This is a genomic window from Povalibacter sp., from assembly GCF_036520495.1.
Taxonomy (GTDB): Bacteria; Pseudomonadota; Gammaproteobacteria; order Steroidobacterales; family Steroidobacteraceae; genus Steroidobacter.
Map to the genome: position 1 here is coordinate 42,843 of NZ_DATDJO010000050.1, position 22,097 is coordinate 64,939.

Sequence of the window (22,097 nt, forward strand, 5' to 3'; positions counted from 1 at the left end):
GGGGTGCCTGGGAAACCAGGTCGTCGTATGGGACCAGTGGAGGCTCAACCCCCCAAGGAGTTTTCTCATGTCCAGCGTGTCCATGCGACAGATGCTGGAAGCGGGTGTTCATTTCGGACATCAGACCCGCTTCTGGAACCCCAAAATGGCTCAGTACATTTTCGGGGAACGCAATCGAATTCACATCATCAACCTCGAAAAGACGCTGCCCCTGTACAACGAGGCTGCGACCTTCATTCGTCAGGTTGTCGCCGATGGCGGCAAGGTGCTCTTCGTCGGCACCAAGCGCTCGGCTCGCGAAGCCATCAAGACCGAAGCGCAGCGCTGCGGCATGCCCTATGTCAGCCATCGCTGGCTGGGCGGCATGCTCACCAATTTCAAGACTGTGCGTCAGTCGATCAAGCGCCTCACCACTCTCGACGAGATGGCCGCTAACGGCACGCTCGATCAGCATCGCAAGCGCGAAGCGCAGGGCCTGCGCCGCGAACGCGAGAAGCTGGAGCGCAGCCTCGGCGGTATCAAGAACATGGAATCGCTTCCCGACGTGCTGTTCGTTATCGACGTCGGTCACGAGCGCATCGCCATCCATGAGGCGAAGAAGCTCGGCATTCCCGTCGTTGCCGTCGTCGATACCAACTGTGCCCCCGACGATGTCGATTACGTCATTCCCGGCAATGACGATGCAATGCGCGCCATTCAGCTCTACGGCGCCGGCATTGCCGAAGCCGTGACGGACGGCCGGTCCTCCCTGCCCGAAGTGCCGACCGGCGAAGACGAATTCGTCGAACTCGATGCCGAAGGCAAGCTGAAGTCGCGGGCCGATGGGTCCGCACCGCCAGCACGTCGCGGTGGCAAGCCTGCTGCGGTCAAAAAGAAGGCAGGGGTGCGCAAGCGTCCGGCACAGGATGACCTTCCTGCCGCCGCCCCAGCCGATCTCGAGGACGTCGATTCCGATTCGACTGCAGCTGACGTCATGGCGAGCCGCCTGGCCGCCTCCCGTGCCGTCACGCCGGCCGCAGTGGGCGCTACGCCAGCCGCAGTGGAAGCTACGCCAGCCGCAGCGGACGCTACGCCGGCTGTCACGCCGCCTGTCGAGGCGAAGTAATCCATGGCCGTTACAGCAGAAGCAGTCAAGCAGCTCCGCGAGCGTACTGGCGCGGGCATGATGGAGTGCAAGAAGGCGCTCACCGAGACCAATGGTGACCTGGACGCCGCCGCCGAGCTGATGCGCAAGGCTGGTCTTGCCAAGGCCGACAAGAAGGCTACGCGCGTGGCTGCCGAAGGCGTGATCGCCATCGAGCGGTCGGCCGATGCGAAGCGCGCGGCGATCGTCGAGGTCAATTGCGAAACGGATTTCGTGGCCCGCGAAAACGACTTCAAGGCCTTTGCCACGAGCGTGGCGAAAGTCGCGCTGGAACAGCATCCGGCCTCGCTGGATGCGCTGCTGGCGTCGAAGTCCGAGAGCGGTGCAAGCCTCGACGAAGTGCGTCGTGTCCTGATCGCCAAGATCGGCGAGAACGTCAGCGTGCGCCGTTTCGATGTCGTCGAATCGCCTGTCGTCGTGGGCGCCTACCTGCATGGTTCCCGCATCGGCGCCCTGGTCGCCCTGAAGAAGGGTGAAGAGGCGGTTGCCAAGGACATCGCGATGCATGTTGCTGCCATCAATCCGCCGCATGTGTCGGCCGACCAGATTCCTGCCGACCTCCTGAAGAGCGAGCAGGCGATCCATGTCGAGCTGACCAAGCAGGATCCCAAGATGGCCGGCAAGCCGGAGGCGATCGTCGTCAAGGTTGCCGAAGGTCGCACGCGCAAGTGGATCAACGAGATCACGCTGCTTGGCCAGCCCTTCGTGAAGGACGACAAGCAGAGCGTCGAGCAGTATCTGAAGCAGGCGGACAGCGAAGTCGTGTCGTTCGTGCGCTATGAAGTGGGCGCCGGCATCGAAAAGAAGCAGGAGGACTTCGCTGAGGAAGTAAGGAAGCAGGTGGAGAGCGCCAAGGCGCAACCCCGCTGAAGCCGACAGTTCGCGATTGAGAGAACCCCGCCCCGGCGGGGTTCTCTATAATAGGGTGGCGGAAGCGTGGCGCGGACAGGGATTGCTCTGCCGCTGCCCTCCCGCAACGGTTTCCCCAGGCAGGCAACATGACCGAACCCACCAAGACCTCGACGACTTCCTCATTCCCTTCGGGCACCGGCCTGCGCCGCATTCTCCTCAAGCTCTCCGGCGAGGCGCTGATGGGCGAGGAGGACTACGGCATCGACCCCAAGATGCTCAAGCGGGTCGCCGGAGAGATTCGTGAAGTGATGGGTCTGGGGTTGCAGGTTGCCATCGTGATCGGCGGCGGCAATATTTTCCGCGGCGCCGGACTCGCCGGCTCTGGCATGGATCGGGTCACTGGCGACCACATGGGCATGCTGGCGACCGTAATGAATTCGCTGGCGCTGCAGGATGCCGTCGAAGGACTCGGCATGTATGCGCGGGTCATGTCCGCCATCCGCATCAACGAGGTGTGCGAGGAGTACATCCGTCGCCGCGCCGTGCGCCATCTCGAGAAGGGCCGGGTGACCATACTTGCCGCAGGCACGGGCAACCCGTTCTTCACCACCGACACCGCGGCCAGTCTGCGCGCCATCGAGATCAATGCCGACCTGCTGCTGAAGGCCACCAAGGTCGACGGCATCTATTCCGACGATCCGAAGAAGAACCCAGCCGCCACGCGCTATCAGCGGCTCACGTTCGACAAGGTGCTGACCGATCGGCTCAACGTCATGGACGCCACCGCCATCGTCATGTGCCGCGACAACAACCTGCCACTGCGCGTATTCGACCTGACCAAGCCCGGCGAACTGATGCGTATCGTTCGCGGCGAAGACGTCGGTACGCTGGTAACGAATCCTTGATAGGCAGTGAACGGCGCGACTCCATCCCGTCGCCCACCGTTGGCCCGTCATCGCCCGACTGGAGATTGCAATGATCGACGACCTCAAGAAAGACGCCATCGAACGCATGCAGAAATGCGTGGTTGCACTGAAGAATGAGCTGAAGCGCCTGCGCACCGGCCGGGCTCACCCGAGCCTGCTCGACCACATTCGTGTCGACTACTACGGCAACGAGGTGCCCCTCAACCAGGTCGCGAACGTCGCTCTCGAAGATGCGCGCACCATCACGGTGACGCCATGGGAGAAGCCGATGGTGCAGGCCATCGAGAAGGCGATCATGAAGTCCGATCTCGGTCTGATGCCGGCAACTGCCGGGACCGTGATTCGCGTGCCGATGCCGCCGCTGACCGAAGAGCGCCGTCGCGATCTCGCCAAAGTAGTGCGCCACGAGGCGGAAGGTGCGCGCGTGGCGGTCCGCAATGTGCGCCGCGACGTCCTCAGCGATCTCAAGGATCTCGTGAAAGAAAAGATCGTGACCCAGGACGACGATCGACGCGTGCAGGAAGAAGTGCAGAAGCTCACCGACAAGTACGTCGCCGAGATCGATCAGGTGCTGGCCGACAAGGAAAAGGAACTGATGCAGGTCTGACCGGCCCGCTTCACTTCGCATCATCAGATCACCAGCAATGGCATCCTCTGCGGCCAGTCCGAATAAAACCTCGTCTGCGTCATTGCCGCGCCATATCGCGGTGATCATGGATGGCAATGGCCGATGGGCGGCGAAGCGTGCACTGCCGCGGCCGGCGGGTCACCGCATGGGCGTCAAGGCGGTGAAACAGACGGTCGAAGGATGCGCCAAGCGCGGCGTCGAGGTTCTGACCCTGTTCGCCTTCTCCAGCGAGAACTGGCAGCGTCCGCGCGAAGAGGTTTCCATGCTGATGGGGCGTTTCCTCGAAGCGCTCGACAATGAAGTGGATGACCTGCACAAGAACAACATCCGTATCCGTTTCATCGGCCGGCTCGAACAGCTGTCGACTGCGCTGCGTGACCGGATTCAGGCAGCCGAGACATTGACGGCCCACAACACCCGAATGACCCTGGTGATCGCCATCGCGTACGGTGGACGCTGGGATATCGCCGCCGCGAGCCGCGAAATCGCCCGGCGCTGCATCGCCGGCGAACTGCGCGTCGAAGAAATCGAAGAAGCGACGCTGGGCGACTGCATGTCACTGGCAGGGTTGCCGGATCCCGATCTGTTCATCCGCACGGGCGGTGAGCAGCGCATCAGCAACTTCCTGCTCTGGAACCTTGCCTACACCGAGCTGTATTTCTGCGACACGCTCTGGCCGGACTTCGGTGATGCCGAACTTGCGGCGGCGATCGACCATTTCGGTGGGCGACAACGCCGCTTCGGATTGGTGCCCGGACAGGTCGAGTCGCGCTGATGCTGCGACAGCGGATCATCACGGCACTGGTGCTCGCGCCGTTGGCGCTCTTGGTAGTGCTGTGGGTTCCGCATCAAGTCACGATGGCGGTGTTCGCTGTCCTGGTGCTTGCCGGGGCCTGGGAGTGGGCGGCTTTTCCGGGATTCGTCTCCAATTCCGCCCGCATCGCGTATATGGTCGCTGTGGCTGCGGCGCTCGCGGCCTGCTGGTGGATGGGCCCGGAGCAGATCCAATGGGTTCTCTACGCAGCCATGGCGTGGTGGTTGATTGCGCTGTTCTGGATTGCGTTCCTGCCGACGTACATGAATCGCGTGCTGGGCATGGTCGCTGGATTTCTCGTGCTGGTACCGGCCTGGGTGGCGCTGGTGTGGCTGCACGATCTGAATCCGCACCTGGTGTTGTTCGTCGTGTTGCTGGTCGTGGCCGCCGATGTGGGCGCCTACTTCGGCGGCCGCAAGTTCGGACGCCACAAGCTTGCGCCCAGGGTCAGCCCCGGCAAGACCTGGGAAGGCGTGGCTGGCGGGCTGGTCGCCGCGGCGTTGCTGGCGGCCATCGGTGTCGTCTGGTTCGACTTCAGTGCAATTCCGTTCCTCATCGTCAGCGCCGTGGTCGTCGTGGCTTCGGTCGTCGGCGATCTCACGGAAAGCCTGTTCAAACGCCATGCGGGACTCAAAGACAGCGGCAGCCTGCTGCCCGGTCATGGCGGTGTGCTCGATCGCGTGGATAGCGTCACTGCGGCGGCTCCGGTCTTCCTCGTAGGGCTCGAATTCCTGGGACGGCTCGCATGAGCACAGTGGCGCCCGTGCGTGTGGCCGTGCTCGGATCGACGGGCAGCATCGGCGTCAGCACCCTGGATGTGCTCGCGAGACATCCCGATCGCTACGCTGTCGCGGCGCTGACGGCGCACACCAATGTCGAGCGGCTGCGCGAGCAGTGCGTCAGGTTCCGCCCTGAGTTTGCCGTCGTCTCAGGGGCCGTGGCTGCCGCCCGCCTCGAGCAGGAGTTGCGACAGGCCGGCATCGCCACGCGAGTTCTCGCGGGTGAGGACGCTCTGTGCGAGGTGGCTTCGCATGAGCGGACGCAGATCGTCATGGCGGGTATCGTCGGCGCGGCCGGACTGCGATCCAGTCTTGCCGCGGCGCGGGCAGGCAAGCGGATTCTGCTGGCCAACAAGGAGGCGCTGGTGATGTCCGGGCCGCTCTTCATGGAGGCGGTCCGGGAAGGCGGGGCGACGTTGTTGCCGGTGGACAGTGAGCACAACGCCATCTTCCAGTGCCTGCCATCGGATAGCCGCGCTGGCGTGCGCAGCGCCGGGGTCAGTCGGGTGCTGTTGACGGCGTCAGGGGGGCCATTTCTGCGAACCCCCCGTGATGCACTGCGGGCAGTGACGGCCGATCAGGCCTGTGCGCATCCGCGCTGGGTCATGGGCCGCAAGATCTCCGTCGATTCGGCGACCTTGATGAACAAGGGACTCGAACTCATCGAGGCCTGCCTGTTGTTCAACCTGCCGCCGTCGCAGGTCGAAGTCGTCGTGCATCCGCAGAGCATCGTGCATTCCCTGGTCGAATACTGCGACGGCTCGATGCTGGCGCAACTTGGGAACCCGGACATGCGTGTGCCTATTGCTCATGCGCTCGGCTGGCCGCAGCGCATAGCCTCCGGTGTAGAATCGCTCGACATCGTGCGGGCCGGGCGGCTCGATTTCGAAACGCCCGACCTGGAGAAGTTTCCCTGCCTGGCGCTGGCGCGCCGCGCCGCCGAAGCCGGGGGCACCGCTCCCGCAGTGCTGAATGCGGCGAATGAAATTGCTGTCGGCGCTTTCCTGAACGGTCAGCTCGCCTTCCTGGAGATCCCGATCATCATCGATCAAGTCCTGTCGCAGCACAGGGTACATTCAGTCACGTCGCTGCAGGATGTCATGGCGGCGGACGGCTGGGCTCGGATGCAGGCGCTGGCGCGGCTGGGACTCGCCGGCCCGACTGCGGGAGTGTGCGCATGATTACGACGGACAGCCCGGCAGAGATCCTGACTGCCATCATCACGTTCATCGTTGCGATCGGCATCCTCGTTGCGGTCCACGAGTTCGGCCACTTCTGGGTCGCTCGCCGCCTCGGCATCAAGGTGCTGCGTTTCTCGATCGGTTTCGGCAAGCCGTTGTGGCAGCGCGTCGCCGGCAAGGACCAGGTCGAGTACGTCATCGCTGCGATCCCGTTGGGCGGCTACGTGAAGCTGCTGGACGAACGCGAAGGCAGCGTTCCGGCGCACGAAGCACACCGCTCATTCAATCGCGCGCCAGTGTGGAAGCGCATCGCGGTGCTGCTCGCGGGTCCGGCGTTCAATCTCCTCTTTGCCGTCGCGATGTATTGGGTGCTGTTCACCGCCGGCCAACCGACCTTGAAGCCCATCGTCGGCGAAGTGACGGTCGATTCGATCGCCAGTCGTGCCGGCCTGCGTTACGAGGACACGATTCTCGCCATCGACGGCAAGCCGGTGGAGACGCTGGAAGCGGCCATGCTGGGCACGCTGGACGACCTCATCGACGATGGCAATATCGGCATGCGTGTGCGGGGCATCGACGGCACCGAGCGCGACGTCCTCCTGCAAACCGGTGACAAGCGCCGCGCGCTTACTCAGGCCGACACGATGCTGCAGGGCCTCGGTTTCGATTTCTGGCGTCCGCGCGTCGAGGCCGACGTGGGCCAATTGGTCCCTGACGGCGCTGCAGCGAAGGCCGGATTGGCCGTAGGCGACAGAATTGTCAGAGTCGACCAACAGGAAGTGACTGATTTCCAGCAACTGGTGCAATTGATCAAGCCGAATGCGAACCGTGAAGTCCTGTTCACGGTGGAACGCGACGGGCAGACATTGCAGCTGCCGGTGACGATTGCCGAGTCGATCGAGAACGGCGAGTCCGTCGGGCGCATTGGCGTGGGTTCCAGCGGCAAGATCCTGGAAGGCAGCATCAAGCTCGACGACATGCGGGCCGTACAGAAGTACGGGCCGCTGGCAGCGGTGGGCGAGGCCGCTGCCAAAACCTGGGACACCTCGGTTTTCACGCTGCGAATCGTCGGCCGGATCGTGACCGGCGATGTGTCGCTCAAGAACCTGTCCGGTCCGATCGCCATTGCCGAGACGACCGGTTTCGCGGCGCGCCAGGGCTGGCGTACCTTTTTCAGCACGCTGGCGCTGATCAGCATCAGTCTGGGCGTGCTGAATCTCCTGCCCATCCCCATCCTCGACGGCGGACAGATTGTTTATCAACTCGCGGAACTGGTCAAAGGCAAGCCGGTCTCAGAGCGAGCACAGCTGTTTGGCCAGCAGATCGGCATCGCGGTGCTGATCCTGATGATGTCGCTGGCGTTTTATAACGATATCGCGCGACACCTGGCGCCGTAATCTGACCTGCAGGGCTCAACTCTGATGCGTTTGAGAACAATTATCCATGCAACGCTCGCGCTCGCGGCCGGCACTGCCATCGTCGCTTACCCGATAACCGCCACGGCCCAGTCGTCTGCCCAGACGTTCACGGTCGGTGATATCCGCATCGAGGGCCTGCAACGCATTTCCGAGGGCACGGTTTTCAACTACCTGCCCGTGAACATCGGCGATCAGCTCGACCCGCGTCGCGTCTCGGAGTCGATGCGCGCGCTGTATGCGACGGGTTTCTTCAAGGACGTGGAGATGCGTCGCGACGGCGGCACGCTCGTCATTGCCGTGGTCGAACGGCCATCGATCGAGAGCTTCGAGATCAAGGGCAACAAGGACATCAAGACCGAGGATCTGCAGCGTTCGCTGCGCAACGTCGGCCTGGCCACGGGCAAGACCTTCGACCAGTCCGTCCTCGATGAGGTGAAGCAGTACCTCACCGACCAGTATTTCTCACGCGGCAAATACGCGGTGCGCGTCGATGCCAAGGTCGAGGAAGTCCCTGGCAACAAGGTCAAGGTGTCGGTCGACATCGTCGAGGGCAAGCGTGCCCGTATTCGTCAGATCAACATCGCCGGCAACACCGCATTTCCCGACGAGGATCTGCAGGAGACCTTCGAGCTCAAGACGCCGAACTGGTTGTCCTGGTACAAGCAGGATGACCGCTACGCGCGCGAAGCGCTGTCGGGCGACCTGGAAAAGCTGCGCTCGTATTACATGGATCGCGGCTATGCGAATTTTGCGGTCACCTCCACTCAGGTGGCCATTGCGCCCGAGAAAGATGACATCTTCGTCACGATCAACGTGAACGAAGGCGATGTCTACAAGGTCTCCGATGTGAAGATCGCCGGCAACATGGTCATCCCGGAGGCGCAACTGAAGCGGCTGATCCTGATACAGCCGGGCGATACCTACTCGCGCAAGTTCATCACGGCCACGACGGAGGCCATGAAACTGCGCCTGGGTTTCGACGGCTATGCGTTCGCGACCATCGATCCAGTTCCGCAGGCCAACGAGGAGACCAAGGAAATTTCCCTGACTTTCGTCGTCGATCCCAAGAACCGCGTGTACGTCCGCCGTGTGAACTTCAACGGCACTACCGGCGTCAACGACGAAGTCTTCCGGCGGGAAATGCGTCAGCTCGAAGGCGCGTACCTGTCGAACACGGCGGTCGAACGCTCCAAGCAGCGCATCCAGCGCCTGCCGTTCATCGAGAAGGTCGATGTCGAGAACACCCCGGTGCCGGGTGCGGCTGACCTCGTGGATGTGGATTTCGAGATCAAGGAAGGTCTGCCGGGCCAGTTCGGCGGCGGTATCGGCTACTCCGAATCGCAGTCGGTGATCCTCAACGGCAGCTTCACGCACTCGAATTTCATGGGCACGGGCAATCGCGTGCAGGCGGAAATCAACTCGGGTCGCTATGCCAAGAGTTACAGCTTCTCGCATACCGATCCGTATACGACGATCGATGGTGTACGGCGCACGATCTCGCTGGGTTATCGCGACGTCACGCAGTTCACGTCGGCCACGTCGGATTTCGACACGACCACGGCGACCGCGGGCATCGGCTACGACTATCCGATCACCGAGTATCAGTACCTCAGCTTCGGCCTGTCGGCACAGCAGGCGGAACTTGCAACCACATCGCTCGGCAGCGCCGCGGAAGCAAACGAATGGGTACAGAACAATGGCAATCCGGAGTTCGAATGCCTGTCGCAGACCGATCCGGCGATCCCCTGCGAGGAGTTTCCGAACTACGCGTTGTTCCGCTCCAAGTTCAAGACCTTCGAATTGAACACGGGCTGGAGCTTCGACTCGCGCAATCGCACGATCTTCGCGACCGCCGGCACGCGGCAGCGCCTGAGTCTGAGCTACACGCTGCCGGGCAGCGAGGTGGAGTTCTGGACTGCATCCTACGATCTGCTGAAGTTCATCCCGATCTGGCGGGACTTCAAGCTCATGGTCAATGTCGAACTCGCTTATGGCGAGCCGCTGGGCGATACGACCGGTTTGCCACCGTATCGTCAGTATTTTGCGGGTGGACCGGACTCCGTTCGCGGTTACCGCGAGAGCCGGCTGGGCCCGAAGGACAGCTTCGGGCGCCCGTACGGTGGCAACATCAAGACCATCGCGCAGACGGAATTGCTGCTGCCGATGCCTGAGAAGTGGCGCAACAGCGCGCGATTCAGCCTGTTCTACGATATCGGTAATGTTTTCTCCAACCAGAACATCAATTTCGTCGGGCCGGCCGACCCGATAACCGGGGTGCAGCAGCCCGTCGACTACAACTTCAGCTATGATGAGCTGAAGCAATCGGCAGGTGTCGCCGTGCAGTGGCTGGCGCCTCTCGGTGTGTTCAGGTTCAGCTACGCGATTCCGCTCAATGCGGTGACCGGGGACACGCCGAACCGATACGGGGACGAAAGGGAAGGCTTCCAGTTCTCGATCGGCCAGGCGTTCTGATATTCAACAGGCACAACTCGGACGAAGGTTCTCTTCCATGACACGTTTGAGCATTTCCGGACTTGTTCTCTCGACCGGCCTGGCGCTGCTTGCGCCTCTCGGTGCGGCCCATGCCGATCTCAAAATGGCAGTGGTGAACGTACCTCGGCTGCTGGAGGAAGCACCTCAGGCCAAGGCGGCCATGCAGGCCTTGCAGGATGAATTCGCGCCGCGCCAGCGTTCCATCGTCGCGCAGCAAAAAGACCTGAAGACCAAGGAAGAGAAGCTGCAGCGCGACGGGGCCGTCATGGCCGAGAACGAGCGTCGCAACGCTGAAAAGGATCTGCGCGACGGTCAGCGCGAGATGCAGCGCAAGCAGAATGAGTATGTGGAAGATCTGAACCTGCGCCGCAACGAAGAGCTCGGCAAGCTGCAGCGTTCGTTGCTGCAGGAAGTGCAGGTGTTTGCGCGCGCGGCGAACTATGACGTCGTACTCGGCGATGGCGTGTTGTACGTCAACGAGTCGATGGACATAACTGCGCAGGTACTGAACGCGCTGCAGTCGCGCTACAAGTCCGGCGCCACCGCTCCGCGCCCTGCGACAGCAGCGCCCGCCAAGCCGGCGACGCCGCCGGCGAAGCCGTAATCCCCGGCAAAAGCGGAGAGCCCCCATGGGTTTCACACTGGGGGAATTGGCAGTTCGCTTCGGCTGTTCGCTGAAGGGCGATCCGGATGCGCGCGTTTCCCGTGTCGCCACGCTGGAAGAGGCGGAGTCGGACGCTGTCACGTTCCTCGCCAATCCCAAGTACCGGCGTCATCTGTCGACGACGCGCGCCGGTGCGGTGATCGTCGAACCGCGTCTGGCGGACGCCTGTCCCGGCGCGGCATTGATTGCAGCGAATCCGTACGCGACCTACGCCCGGATCGCGGCTCTGTTGCATCCGCCGCTCGCGGTTCCTGCCGGGATTCATGCGGCGGCCATCGTCGATCCCTCGGCACAGGTCGATCCCACGGCCGCGGTCGCTCCCAAGGCGGTCATCGAGGCTGGCGCGATCATCGGCGCCAGGGCCGTCATTGGTCCGGGTTGCGTCATCATGCAGGGTGCCCGCGTCGGCGCCGACACGCGCCTCGTCGCGAATGTCACGCTTTGCCACCAGGTCACCATCGGCGAGCGCTGCCTGCTGCACCCCGGCGTCGTCATCGGAGCCGATGGCTTCGGTCTCGCGCCGGAGCGCGGTGAATGGATCAAGGTGCCGCAGGTCGGCAGCGTGCAGGTCGGCAACGACGTCGAGATTGGCGCCAACACCACAATCGACCGTGGCGCCATCGAAGACACGGTGATCGGTGAGGGCGTCAAGCTCGACAACCAGATCCAGATCGCCCACAACGTCCGCATCGGCGCGCATACGGTAATGGCAGCCTGCGCCGGCATTGCCGGCAGCACCACGGTCGGACAGCGTTGCATGATCGGCGGCATGGTCGGCATTGCCGGTCATCTGACGGTCTGCGACGACGTCGTGTTGACGGGCCTGTCGTTCGTTTCCAGCAGTATCCGCAAGCCCGGTTCCTACTCGAGCGGGCTACCCATCGACGAAACCGCCAGATTCCGCAAGAATGCGGCGCGTTTCTACCAGCTGGACGAATTGGCGCGCCAGGTCCGACAACTCCGGCGCGTCGTCGGGGACGGCACGGGCGCAGATGACGCGGAGCAACCGTCAGGTGACGAACCATCGTCGCCGGCCGTTGCCGATCACAAGAGAAGCGAATGACCGAGACTGGCAAGACAGAGCAGGGCGAACAGGTCCTGAGCATGGACATCAACGAGGTGCTGCGCCGACTGCCGCACCGTTATCCCTTCCTGCTGGTCGATCGGGTGCAGGAATGCATTGCCGGAAAAACCATCCGGGCGCTCAAGAACGTCACGTACAACGAGCACTTTTTCCCGGGTCATTTTCCGCATCGCCCGGTGTTCCCAGGCGTCATCATTCTCGAGGCGCTGGCGCAGACCGCGGGCATCCTGGCCTTCGTCACGGCCGGCCAGTATCCGGATGCGGAGCGGCCGATGTATTTCGTCGGCATCGACAATGCGCGCTTCCGTCGCCCGGTCGAGCCAGGCGATCAGTTGATCCTCAAGGCGAAGCTGGAGCGCACCATGCGCGGCATCTGGAAGTTCTCGACGTCGGCCGAGGTCGACGGCGAGGAAGTCACCAGCGCCGACATGATGGTCGCGCCGGGAACGGGTAAATAAACTCGCGCCATGGCCATTCATCCCACAGCCCTGATTGCGCCGGATGCGATCCTCGCGCCCGATGTCGAGATCGGCGCCTATTCCGTGGTCGGACCAGGAGTGACGATCGGCGCCGAGTGCTGGGTCGGCCCCCATGTCGTCATCGACGGACCGACGACGATTGGTTGCGGCAACAAGATATTCCAGTTCGCGTCCATCGGCGCCGCGCCCCAGGATCTCAAGTACAAGGGCGAGCCGACCCGCCTGGAGATCGGCGATCGCAACGTGTTCCGCGAGAACTGCACCATCAATCGCGGCACGACCAAGGATCAGCTGGTCACGCGCATCGGCAGCGACAATCTGTTCATGGCAGGTTCGCACGTCGGTCACGACTGCGTGATCGGTTCGCATTGCGTCTTTGCCAACTACGCGACCCTGGGCGGTCACGTCGAAATGGGCGATTGGGTGCATCTCGGCGGATTCGCCGGCGTGCATCAGTTCTGCAAGGTCGGCGCACACGCCTTCATCGCGAACAACACGGCCGTGACCCGCGATGTGCCGCCGTATGTGATGGCGGTCGGTCGTCCGGCCGAACCGCACAGCGTGAACGCCGAGGGGCTCAAACGCCGCGGCTTCTCCGCGGACCAGATCCGCAACATCCGCAAAGCCTATCGGGTGCTCTATCGCTCGAAGCTCAAGCTCGTCGATGCCACCGAGGAGTTGAGCGCCCTGGTCGACGAGCAGCCTGAACTCAAGGCCTTCGTCGATTTCCTGCAGGACACGACGCCACGCCGCGAACGTGTCGGGATCGTGAGATGAAACGGGCTGTCGGGCGCCGGGCTCCGCGCCCTGGCATGAAGTAACGAAGGCGATGTCACCTTCTGGCCAGAGCCCAGAGCCCAGCGCCCAGCACTCCCCATTCATCGTCCTCGTCGCCGGAGAGGCGTCGGGCGACAATCTCGGCGCGAAACTCATCCAGGCGATTCGCGAACGGATCCCCAACGCCCGCTTCGCCGGCATTGCCGGGCCGCGCATGATTGCCGAGGGCTGTGAGCCATGGGAACGCGTCGAGAGCCTGTCCGTGATGGGCCTGGTCGAAATCATTCCGCACCTGCCGCGCCTGCTGCGCATCCAGCGCTCGCTGATCGCGCGTTTGCTGGCGTCACCGCCGGACGTTTACGTCGGCGTCGATGCCAAGGAATTCAACCTGCGGCTCGCGCCCGCGCTCAAACGCCGCGGAATTCCTGTCGTCCAGTACGTGAGCCCCCAGATCTGGGCATGGCGACAGGGACGCGTGAAAACGATCGGCAATGCCGTCGACCTGGTGCTGTGCCTGCTGCCGTTCGAGCGGCCCTTCTACGATGCGCATCAGGTGAAGGCCGAGTTCGTGGGTCATCCGCTGGCCGATCAGATTCCGCTGACGCTCGACCCGCTGGCTGCGCGACGTTCGCTCGGGCTCGATGAGGCAGGGAGCTACGTGGCGCTTCTGCCGGGCAGTCGCGGCGGCGAGGTGACCCGGCTCAGTCCGGACTTTGCCGCAACCGTCGCCTGGCTGCATGAGCGGCGGCCGCAGCTGCGCTTCATCGCCGCCATGGCGAGCGGCAAGGTCCGATCGATCTTCGAGCAGGCGCTTGCTGCGGCCGGTGTGCGCGATCGGGTCGTGATCGTCGACGTCAGGGCTCAGGAAGTGATGGCCGCCAGCGACGCCATCCTGGTGGCGTCTGGCACGGCGACGCTCGAAGCCACGCTGGTCAAGCGGCCGATGGTGGTGGCTTATCGGTTGAGCTGGCTGACAAGTTTCCTGCTCAAGCACTTGAAACTGTTCAAGGCACCATTCTTCGCGCAACCCAATCTGTTGGCGGGCGAACGGATCGTGCCGGAGTATTTCAACGCCGAGGTCCGGGCCGATGTGCTCGGGCCGGCCCTGATTGAACAACTCGAGCGTGCCGATCGTGCGGAGCTCGTGCAAACTTTCACCCAGATCCACGAGACCCTGCGACGCGACGCCAGTGCGCGCGCAGCGGAAGCCATCATCGCGCTGATGCAGACATCGCAGCGCGCCGCCGGGTGACCGTCGCGGCGCCCTGAAGGGTTTGTCACGACGGGTAAGAACGACGTTGAAATCACCTGAATCTTCCATCGCGCCGGGCGCGTCCTACAGTCTGGCCCTGAACCGGCCCGGCCTCATCGCGGGTGTCGACGAGGCCGGACGCGGTCCGCTGGCAGGTCCGGTCGTGGCAGCTGCCGTCGTGCTGGATCCGCGCCGTCGGATTCGCGGCATCCGCGATTCGAAGCAACTCGATGCGGCCGCACGTGAGGAGCTCGCACCGAAAATTCGGCGCCACGCACTCGCCTGGTCGGTGGCCTGGGCCGACGTGGAAGAAATCGACTGTCTGAATATCCTGGAAGCGACGCACCTGGCGATGCGCCGCGCGCTCATGGGCCTGCACATCTGTCCGGCCCACGTGCAGATCGACGGCAACCGCTGTCCGTCGTTCGTCGGTCTGCGCCTGGATTGCACGTTCGAAGCGATCATCGACGGCGATGCACTGCGCAGCTGCATCGGCGCGGCGTCCATACTCGCCAAGGTGAAGCGCGACGAAATGATGGTCGAGCAGGACCGGCTCTATCCGCAGTACGGCTTCGCCGTGCACAAGGGCTACGGCACCGCGCGTCATTGCGAGGTTCTGGAGAGCATCGGCCCGTCGCCGATCCATCGACGCAGCTTCGAACCGGTGCGACTGGCTGCGTCGCGTATCCAGGCCGTGGCCTGAGCGGCGCGCGATGTCGTTCGTTCATCTGCATTTGCATACCGAGTACTCGCTGGTCGACAGCGTGGTACGCATCACGCCGGAAGGCGAGGGCACCGTCGGCCTGATGGACGCGACGGCGCGCGCCTGGATGCCGGCGGTCGCGCTGACGGATCAGAGCAACCTGTTCGGGATGGTGAAGTTCTATCGCGCTGCGCAGTCGGCCGGCGTGAAGCCCGTGATCGGCGTCGACCTGCTCGTGCGCGAATCGGGTGAGCGGGTGGAACCGTCACGCCTGGTCCTGCTGTGCCAGAACGATGTCGGTTACAAGAACCTCACGCGACTGGTGAGCCGCTCGTATCTCGAGGGTCAGCAGAAAGGCATGGCGATGGTCGATCCATCGTGGCTGACGCCGGACACCGTGAGGGGGTTGATCGCCCTGTCCGCTGCGAGCGAGGGAAATGTCGGTCGCGCGATTCTGGCGGGCAACGAGGATCTGGCGCGCGACCTGTTGCAGCAGTGGCTGGCGCTGTTCGGTAATCGCTACTACCTCGAATTGCAGCGCATCGGGCGCGATGGCGAGGAGCGGCACATCCGCGGAGCGATCGAGCTGGCGGTGGCGAGCGGCGTGCCCGTGGTCGCCACCAACGACGTCCGCTTCATTCGGCGCAGCGATTTCCTGTCGCACGAAGCGCGCGTCTGTATTCACGACGGCATTCCTCTCGATACGCCGAATCGCCCGCGACGCTACACGGACGAGCAGTACCTGAAATCGCCCGAGGAGATGGCGCAGCTGTTCCGCGATGTTCCGGAGGCAATCGCGAATACCGTGGAGATCGCGCGGCGCTGCAGCCTCGAGCTCACGCTCGGCAAGTCGGTGTTGCCTGCGTATCCGGTGCCGTCTGGCATGAGCACCGAGGATTTCCTGCGCGAAGAATCGGCCCGTGGGCTGGAGCAGCGTATCGAACGCCTGCGCTCACAGCCGCCGGTCGGTCGTGTGATTGCGCGCGAGGAGTACGAATCGCGATTGCAGATCGAGCTGGGCGTGATCTGCCAGATGGGTTTTGCCGGCTACTTCCTGATCGTGGCGGATTTCATTCGCTGGGCACGCGAGAACGGCGTGCCCGTGGGGCCGGGGCGCGGTTCCGGTGCCGGCTCGCTGGTGGCCTATGCACTTGCCATCACCGATCTCGATCCGTTGCAGTACGACCTGCTGTTCGAGCGCTTCCTCAATCCGGAACGCGTGTCGATGCCCGACTTCGACGTCGACTTCTGCATGGACGGCCGCGATCGGGTCATCGAGTACGTGGCCGAGCGCTACGGCCGCGAGCGGGTCTCGCAGATCATCACCTACGGCACGATGGCGGCGAAGGCCGTGGTGCGCGACGTCGCGCGTGTCTATGGTCAAAGCTATGGTTTTGCCGATTCGATCGCCAAGCTGATCCCGTTTGAAATCGGTATCACGCTGAAGGATGCGCTGGAGAAGGAACCGGAGCTCAAACGACGCTATCTCGCCGAAGAAGAAACCCGCAACGTCATCGACATGGCGATGTCCCTTGAAGGGCTCGTGCGTAATGCCGGCATGCACGCGGGTGGTGTCGTCATTGCACCGTCGGTGCTGACCGATTTCGCGCCGCTCTTCTGTGACGAGAACGGCACCAGTGTCGTGACCCAGTTCGACAAGGACGACGTCGAGGCTGCGGGTCTGGTGAAGTTCGACTTCCTGGGATTGCGCACGCTCACGATCATCGACTGGGCGGTCAAGACCATCAACAGGGCTCGTGCGCTCAAGGGCGAACCGCCTCTCGATATCACGGCGCTGCCGCTGCAGGATTCTGCGGCCTACGACCTGCTGAAGCGCTGTGAAACCACTGCGGTGTTCCAGCTCGAATCCCGCGGCATGAAGGACCTGATCCGCCGCCTGCAGCCGGACTGCTTCGAAGACATCATCGCACTCGTGGCGCTGTTCCGCCCCGGTCCACTGCAGTCGGGCATGGTCGACGACTTCATTGCGCGCAAACACGGTCGGACCGAAGGTGCGATCGATTACCTGCATCCCGATCTGCAGCCGGTGCTGGCACCGACGTACGGCGTCATCCTGTACCAGGAACAGGTCATGCAGATTCCCCAGGTGCTGGCGGGCTATTCGCTCGGCGGTGCCGACCTGCTGCGTCGTGCCATGGGCAAGAAGAAGCCCGAGGAGATGGCGAAGCAGCGCTCCGTCTTCGTCGATGGTGCGACACAGCGAGGCGTCGAGCAGAGCAACGCGGCGTACATCTTCGACCTGATGGAGAAGTTCGCGGGCTACGGCTTCAACAAGTCGCACTCCGCGGCCTACGCACTGCTGTCATATCAGACCGCGTGGCTTAAGGCGCATTATCCGGCGGCGTTCATGGCCGCCGTGCTGTCCTCCGATATGGACAAGACCGACAAGGTGGTGACGCTCATCGACGAGGCGCGGCGCATGCGACTCAAGGTCGAGCCGCCCGACGTCAATCATTCGCAATACATGTTCACCGTGTCGGGCGAACGCTGCATCCGTTATGGACTGGGCGCCATCAAGGGCGTGGGGCAATCCGTGGTCGACATGCTCGTTGCCGAGCGTGAAGCGACGGGCCCATACCGGGATCTGCCGGACCTGTGCCGTCGCAGCGACCAGAACCGCATGAATCGCCGCGTCCTCGAAGCGCTGATCCGCTCGGGCGCTGCGGATTCGCTGGGCGCCAATCGCGCCACGCTCATGCATGCGCTGCCGGCTTCCATGCAACTCGCCGATCAGACGATGAAGGCGCGCGCCGTGGGACAGAACGACATGTTCGGCCTGATGGACACGACACCCAGCGCACCCGCTGTCGTGACCACCGAAATGCTTCCCGATTGGAGCCGGCGCGTGCGGCTCGATGGCGAACGCGACACGCTCGGCTTGTACCTTACCGGACATCCGTTCGAGGAATACGAAGAGGAAGTGCGTCCCGTGATCAGCGGTCGCATCGTCGACGTTACGGGTGACAAGCCCGCGCCGACCGAGGGCGGATTCCAGTTCCGTGGCAAGCCCGCGACGATCGCCGGGATGGTGTTCGATCTCGGCAAGCGCGGCAGCCGCATGGTCTTCACCATGGACGATCGCAGCGGCCGGCTCGAATGCTCCATGTTCGAGGACGTGTTCCAGCAATACCGCACCCAGATCGCCAAGAGCGCGATCCTGATCGTCGAAGGTTCGCTGCGCTTCGATGAGTTCATCGAAGGCTGGCGCCTCACTGCCAAGAAGGTGACGGACATCGATCAAGCCCGCGAGCTGTACGCGCGACGATTGGTATTGCGCTGGCCCGTGAACGCCGAGCCGGACCTCGTGCGCAAGCTCGAGACGACACTGCGACCGTTCCGCGGTGGCCGTTGCAGCGTGGCGATCCGCTATCGCAGTTCTGCGGCGCGAGCAGATCTGGTGCTGTCGGAGGAATGGCTGGTCAAACCCACCCGCGAACTGACCGAGAAATTGTCGCAACTCTTCGGCAACGATGGGATGCGGCTGATCTACTCCGGACGGGATTCTTAAAACAGGAATTTCACACAGCACAGAGATCGAAAAGGATTCTCTTAACTCTGTGCCCTCTGTGCCCTCTGTGCCCTCTGTGTGAATCCTATTCTCGCGGGATACGATAAAGGAATGCCCACCGGTCGCCTGATCGCGCAGGTATCGGAGCGTCCCGGAACCTCTCCCGTGGCGAGACGTTGCGATAGTGATGAGCGCTGTCGACACTCGCACCGTCCTGTCACGAACGCCTCGATGGGCATGGGGCCTCGTCGGGTTGGTGCTTTGCGTCGTCGTTCTCATCGTCGTCTGGGATTGGAACTGGTTCAAAGGCCCGGTGGAGCGGCGGATCACCGCCATGACCGGGCGCGAGTTCAGTATCCGCGGCGATCTGGATGTCGATCTTGGCTGGCGACCGCGTATCACTGCGCGCGACCTGCATCTGGCGAACGCCGACTGGTCGAAGTCACGCGAGATGGCGCTGGTGAAGGAACTCGATCTGCGCATTGCGCTGATGCCGCTACTGCGTGGTGAGGTGCGGCTTCCGTACATCGCGCTCGACGCGCCGCGGCTCGTGCTCGAGCGCAACAGCAGGGGTGTAGGCAACTGGGTATTCCCGGCGCAGGAAGATGAGGGCTCGGGCGAGGCTCCGCAAATAGGTCAACTGATCGTCACCGACGGACGCGTGGAGTTTCACGAGCCCGTGCTCCGGACCGACGTCACACTCGACGTTCGCAGCGGCAAATCGGCTGGCAAGGAGCGAGCGCCATTACTCGCCACGGGTGAGGGCAGCTGGCGGGGTTCTCCGTTCGAACTGCAGGGACGCGTCGATTCACCACTGAATCTTCAGGAGAAGGACATACCCTATCGACTGGACTTGCGCGCGCGTGCCGGACAAACGCGGGCACATGCCAGCGGCGCATTGCGGGGGCAGGTGCAACTGGAGAATTTCAACGCCGATTTCGCTCTGTCGGGTGCAAATCTCGCGGACATCTATGACCTGTTGGGTATCGCGCTGCCCGAGACGCCGCCCTACGAACTGCACGGCAAGCTCGATCGCAAAGGCGATGTATGGAGCTATCGCGCATTCACCGGCAAGGTCGGGGACAGCGATCTGTCCGGTGATGCGAGCCTCGACATCGGCGGCGAACGTCCGAAACTGACCGCGAAACTCGTTTCGAAGCGACTCGACTTCGATGATCTCGCGGGCTTCGTCGGCGCACCGCCGTCGGGCAAGCCGGGTGAAACCGCTGCTGCGGATCAGAAGCGCCTGCCTGCGGAGGTCGGGACGAAAGCGACAGTGTTGCCGGACCAGCCGTTCAAGCTCGACAAGCTGCGAGTCATGGATGCCGATGTGACGTTGCAAGCCGCCGAGATCAACGCACCGAAACTGCCGCTCGAAGCGATGAACACGCACATGGTGCTCGACGATGGCGTGCTCAAACTCAATCCGCTGGACTTTCACACGGCGGGTGGCTTGATCGCCTCGCGTGTGACCCTGGATGCGCGCGAGCCGTCGATCCAGACCACGCTGGTGGCTGATGTTCGCGGGCTCGAACTGCGCAAGCTCTTTCCCACGGTCGAGATCACGAAGAAGGGGGCCGGGAAATTGTCAGGCGTGGTGGCGATCACCGCGCACGGCAATTCCGTGGCTTATATGGCGGGCAGCGCGAACGGTGACATCGGTCTGATCATGGGCGAGGGGCACATCAGCAACCTGCTCATCGAACTGGCGGGACTGGATATCGCGGAGTCGCTCAAGTACCTGTTGAACAAGGATCGTGAGATACCGCTGCGCTGCGCGTATGCAGCCTTCAGGGTCGTGGACGGAGAAATGGCGACGCGGGGTATGGCATTCGATACATCCGACACCGTGATCTTCGGTGAAGGCGGGATCAACCTGCGACGGGAAACGCTCGATCTGCGCCTGTTGCCGCAGCCAAAGGACAGAAGTCCGCTATCGCTGCGCGCGCCGCTCATGATCGGCGGCACATTCAAGGATCCATCATTCCGGCCGGAAATCGGGCCGCTGGCTGCGCGCGTCGGCGCCGCAACGGCGCTCTACACGCTGGCACCACCCGCAGCGCTGCTTGCACTCATCGAAACGGGACCGGGAGAGAGCATCGACTGCGGACCTGCAGTCGCGCGGGGATCCTAGATGAGAATTAACAATTCACAATTCACAGTTCAGAGCGGAGTCAGAGGCGACGTGGCCTCTGACTCATGCGGTTTCAATTGTTAATTCTCAATTGTCCATTGTGAACTATTCCGCCTTGATCGCCTCCACCTGGATCTGCAGCTTCACTTCCTGCTTGAAGCCGTAGGCCTTGCCGTAGTTGACACCGAAATCATCGCGGTTGATTTCTGCGCTGGCGTCGGCACCGCAGGTCTCTTTCTTCGTCATGGGATTCGGCTTGCACAGGAAGCTGTTGATCTTCAGGTTCACGGGCTTGGTTACCCCGTGAAGCGTCAGTGCGCCATCGACTTCGGTCGGCGCGCCATCCTTGAAGCCGGTCAGCTTGCCGGTGTACGTCGCGGTCGGGAACTTGGCAACGTTGAAGATTTCCTCATTCTTCGCATGCGCATTCAGCTTGTCGTGGCCGAAGTCGATCGAGGCCATGTCCATCGTGACGTCGACCGTGCCAGCCTTGCCGTCCTTGTCATAGGTGATGGAGCCCGAGGTCGAATTGATCTTGCCGCGCCACACGGACAATCCCCCCAGGTGATCCGCTTCGAAGCTTGGGAAGGTATGGTTGGGGTCGATGGTATAGGTCGCAGGTGCTGCGAAAGCGGCGGAGGCTCCCAGCAGTGCGGTGGCGAACAAGCTCAACGTGCGGGTCTTCATGCGAGGCTCCTGTCTACAAGGGAACACAGCATGCCATGTTCGGCAATGACCACTCCTTTGGGAACGGGCTGGCCGGAATAAATGTCATTCGTCGAAAAAAACGGACCCGAGTCAGCCGCCCGCGCGTTTAGCCTGCCACCCGCGTCGCGTCAGCTCTTCGACGAGACGATCGCGGTGATCTCCCTGGATTTCGATCCGGCCGTTCTCGACGCCGCCCCCCGAGCCGCATTTTTTTTTCAATTCAGTCGCGAGTGTGGCGAGTTCATTGGCTGCGAGGCCCAGACCGCTGACGACCGTGACGCCTTTGCCCTTGCGTCCCTGGGTTTCGCGGCTGACGCGCACGACGCCATCGCTGCTCGTCTTGCCCGGCGTGCCCTTCTTGCAGACACAGTCGGCGACGGCGCGCAGGCAATTGGGACAGCGTTCACCGACGCCAGTGGAATAGACGATGCCGCCGCCGTCGGCGATCCGCGGATCTTTGCGAGGAGTTTTCATGGGCGGCGCAGTGTTCAACAGCCGCGCTGCGGGAGCAAGAGCCGAAGCAGAAGAAGAT

Annotated in this window: 18 protein-coding genes and 1 pseudogene; 17 read left to right on the top strand and 2 right to left on the bottom strand. The window is 62.9% G+C overall.

Annotation, left to right across the window (positions count from 1 at the left end; genetic code table 11):
• Window positions 1–67 precede the first annotated feature (67 nt).
• From rpsB to VIZ63_RS17825, 17 genes and pseudogenes are all read left to right on the top strand, one after another.
• Window positions 68–835 (top strand): annotated as a pseudogene (gene rpsB, locus VIZ63_RS17745) (30S ribosomal protein S2); the annotation flags it as partial.
• A 273-nt stretch (window positions 836–1,108) separates the two neighbouring features.
• Window positions 1,109–2,014 (top strand): translation elongation factor Ts, encoded by a 906-nt coding sequence (gene tsf, locus VIZ63_RS17750; protein WP_331611030.1) that lies wholly within the window; start codon window positions 1,109–1,111, stop codon window positions 2,012–2,014.
• Between the two features lie 128 nt (window positions 2,015–2,142).
• On the top strand, window positions 2,143–2,901 hold the full coding sequence (gene pyrH, locus VIZ63_RS17755; protein ID WP_331611031.1) for a UMP kinase: 759 nt from the start codon (window positions 2,143–2,145) through the stop codon (window positions 2,899–2,901).
• A 70-nt stretch (window positions 2,902–2,971) separates the two neighbouring features.
• Entirely contained in the window at window positions 2,972–3,529 is a 558-nt protein-coding gene (frr, locus tag VIZ63_RS17760) for a ribosome recycling factor (RefSeq protein WP_331611032.1), read from the top strand.
• A 37-nt stretch (window positions 3,530–3,566) separates the two neighbouring features.
• Window positions 3,567–4,325, top strand: coding sequence for a polyprenyl diphosphate synthase (gene uppS / locus VIZ63_RS17765; RefSeq protein WP_331611033.1), 759 nt, complete (start codon window positions 3,567–3,569; stop codon window positions 4,323–4,325).
• The gene (locus VIZ63_RS17770) at window positions 4,325–5,113 is read left to right on the top strand and encodes a phosphatidate cytidylyltransferase (protein WP_331611034.1); all 789 of its coding nucleotides are present in this window, start codon (window positions 4,325–4,327) and stop codon (window positions 5,111–5,113) included. The genes uppS and VIZ63_RS17770 overlap by 1 nt, the downstream gene beginning before the upstream one ends.
• Window positions 5,110–6,324: a 1-deoxy-D-xylulose-5-phosphate reductoisomerase gene (ispC, locus tag VIZ63_RS17775; RefSeq protein ID WP_331611035.1), complete on the top strand. Its 1,215-nt coding sequence runs from the start codon at window positions 5,110–5,112 to the stop codon at window positions 6,322–6,324. Before VIZ63_RS17770 ends, ispC begins: the two co-directional genes overlap by 4 nt.
• Window positions 6,321–7,721: an RIP metalloprotease RseP gene (gene rseP, locus VIZ63_RS17780; RefSeq protein ID WP_331611036.1), complete on the top strand. Its 1,401-nt coding sequence runs from the start codon at window positions 6,321–6,323 to the stop codon at window positions 7,719–7,721. The genes ispC and rseP overlap by 4 nt, the downstream gene beginning before the upstream one ends.
• A 30-nt stretch (window positions 7,722–7,751) precedes the next feature.
• On the top strand, window positions 7,752–10,214 hold the full coding sequence (bamA, locus tag VIZ63_RS17785; protein WP_331611037.1) for an outer membrane protein assembly factor BamA: 2,463 nt from the start codon (window positions 7,752–7,754) through the stop codon (window positions 10,212–10,214).
• 37 nt (window positions 10,215–10,251) lie between these two features.
• The gene (locus VIZ63_RS17790) at window positions 10,252–10,839 is read left to right on the top strand and encodes an OmpH family outer membrane protein (RefSeq protein ID WP_331611038.1); all 588 of its coding nucleotides are present in this window, start codon (window positions 10,252–10,254) and stop codon (window positions 10,837–10,839) included.
• Between the two features lie 25 nt (window positions 10,840–10,864).
• On the top strand, window positions 10,865–11,962 hold the full coding sequence (gene lpxD / locus VIZ63_RS17795; protein ID WP_331611039.1) for a UDP-3-O-(3-hydroxymyristoyl)glucosamine N-acyltransferase: 1,098 nt from the start codon (window positions 10,865–10,867) through the stop codon (window positions 11,960–11,962).
• Window positions 11,959–12,441 (top strand): 3-hydroxyacyl-ACP dehydratase FabZ, encoded by a 483-nt coding sequence (gene fabZ / locus VIZ63_RS17800; protein ID WP_349261218.1) that lies wholly within the window; start codon window positions 11,959–11,961, stop codon window positions 12,439–12,441. Before lpxD ends, fabZ begins: the two co-directional genes overlap by 4 nt.
• A gap of 9 nt (window positions 12,442–12,450) precedes the next feature.
• Window positions 12,451–13,239, top strand: a complete 789-nt coding sequence (gene lpxA / locus VIZ63_RS17805) for an acyl-ACP--UDP-N-acetylglucosamine O-acyltransferase (protein ID WP_331611040.1) — start codon at window positions 12,451–12,453, stop codon at window positions 13,237–13,239.
• A 52-nt stretch (window positions 13,240–13,291) separates the two neighbouring features.
• A complete protein-coding gene (gene lpxB / locus VIZ63_RS17810) occupies window positions 13,292–14,491 on the top strand; it encodes a lipid-A-disaccharide synthase (RefSeq protein ID WP_331611041.1) in 1,200 nt (399 codons plus the stop codon).
• A gap of 67 nt (window positions 14,492–14,558) precedes the next feature.
• The gene (locus VIZ63_RS17815) at window positions 14,559–15,194 is read left to right on the top strand and encodes a ribonuclease HII (RefSeq protein ID WP_349261223.1); all 636 of its coding nucleotides are present in this window, start codon (window positions 14,559–14,561) and stop codon (window positions 15,192–15,194) included.
• A 10-nt stretch (window positions 15,195–15,204) separates the two neighbouring features.
• Window positions 15,205–18,723, top strand: a complete 3,519-nt coding sequence (gene dnaE / locus VIZ63_RS17820; RefSeq protein ID WP_331611043.1) for a DNA polymerase III subunit alpha — start codon at window positions 15,205–15,207, stop codon at window positions 18,721–18,723.
• A 187-nt stretch (window positions 18,724–18,910) separates the two neighbouring features.
• Window positions 18,911–20,857, top strand: coding sequence for an AsmA family protein (locus VIZ63_RS17825; RefSeq protein ID WP_331611045.1), 1,947 nt, complete (start codon window positions 18,911–18,913; stop codon window positions 20,855–20,857).
• Between the two features lie 105 nt (window positions 20,858–20,962).
• On the opposite strand, the gene VIZ63_RS17830 is transcribed toward VIZ63_RS17825, so the two are convergent.
• On the bottom strand, window positions 20,963–21,544 hold the full coding sequence (locus VIZ63_RS17830; RefSeq protein WP_331611046.1) for a YceI family protein: 582 nt from the start codon (window positions 21,542–21,544) through the stop codon (window positions 20,963–20,965).
• Between the two features lie 111 nt (window positions 21,545–21,655).
• Window positions 21,656–22,039, bottom strand: coding sequence for a translation initiation factor Sui1 (locus tag VIZ63_RS17835; protein ID WP_331611047.1), 384 nt, complete (start codon window positions 22,037–22,039; stop codon window positions 21,656–21,658).
• Window positions 22,040–22,097 lie beyond the last annotated feature (58 nt).

Excerpts from the sequence above, each read along its gene's own strand:
- tsf (WP_331611030.1), top strand. The coding sequence starts at position 1,109 with ATGGCCGTTACAGCAGAAGCAGTCAAGCAGCTCCGCGAGCGTACTGGC.
- pyrH (WP_331611031.1), top strand. The coding sequence starts at position 2,143 with ATGACCGAACCCACCAAGACCTCGACGACTTCCTCATTCCCTTCGGGC.
- frr (WP_331611032.1), top strand. The coding sequence starts at position 2,972 with ATGATCGACGACCTCAAGAAAGACGCCATCGAACGCATGCAGAAATGC.
- uppS (WP_331611033.1), top strand. The coding sequence starts at position 3,567 with ATGGCATCCTCTGCGGCCAGTCCGAATAAAACCTCGTCTGCGTCATTG.
- VIZ63_RS17770 (WP_331611034.1), top strand. The coding sequence starts at position 4,325 with ATGCTGCGACAGCGGATCATCACGGCACTGGTGCTCGCGCCGTTGGCG.
- ispC (WP_331611035.1), top strand. The coding sequence starts at position 5,110 with ATGAGCACAGTGGCGCCCGTGCGTGTGGCCGTGCTCGGATCGACGGGC.
- rseP (WP_331611036.1), top strand. The coding sequence starts at position 6,321 with ATGATTACGACGGACAGCCCGGCAGAGATCCTGACTGCCATCATCACG.
- VIZ63_RS17790 (WP_331611038.1), top strand. The coding sequence starts at position 10,252 with ATGACACGTTTGAGCATTTCCGGACTTGTTCTCTCGACCGGCCTGGCG.
- lpxD (WP_331611039.1), top strand. The coding sequence starts at position 10,865 with ATGGGTTTCACACTGGGGGAATTGGCAGTTCGCTTCGGCTGTTCGCTG.
- fabZ (WP_349261218.1), top strand. The coding sequence starts at position 11,959 with ATGACCGAGACTGGCAAGACAGAGCAGGGCGAACAGGTCCTGAGCATG.
- lpxA (WP_331611040.1), top strand. The coding sequence starts at position 12,451 with ATGGCCATTCATCCCACAGCCCTGATTGCGCCGGATGCGATCCTCGCG.
- lpxB (WP_331611041.1), top strand. The coding sequence starts at position 13,292 with ATGTCACCTTCTGGCCAGAGCCCAGAGCCCAGCGCCCAGCACTCCCCA.
- dnaE (WP_331611043.1), top strand. The coding sequence starts at position 15,205 with ATGTCGTTCGTTCATCTGCATTTGCATACCGAGTACTCGCTGGTCGAC.
- VIZ63_RS17825 (WP_331611045.1), top strand. The coding sequence starts at position 18,911 with ATGAGCGCTGTCGACACTCGCACCGTCCTGTCACGAACGCCTCGATGG.
- VIZ63_RS17830 (WP_331611046.1), bottom strand. The coding sequence starts at position 21,544 with ATGAAGACCCGCACGTTGAGCTTGTTCGCCACCGCACTGCTGGGAGCC.
- VIZ63_RS17835 (WP_331611047.1), bottom strand. The coding sequence starts at position 22,039 with ATGAAAACTCCTCGCAAAGATCCGCGGATCGCCGACGGCGGCGGCATC.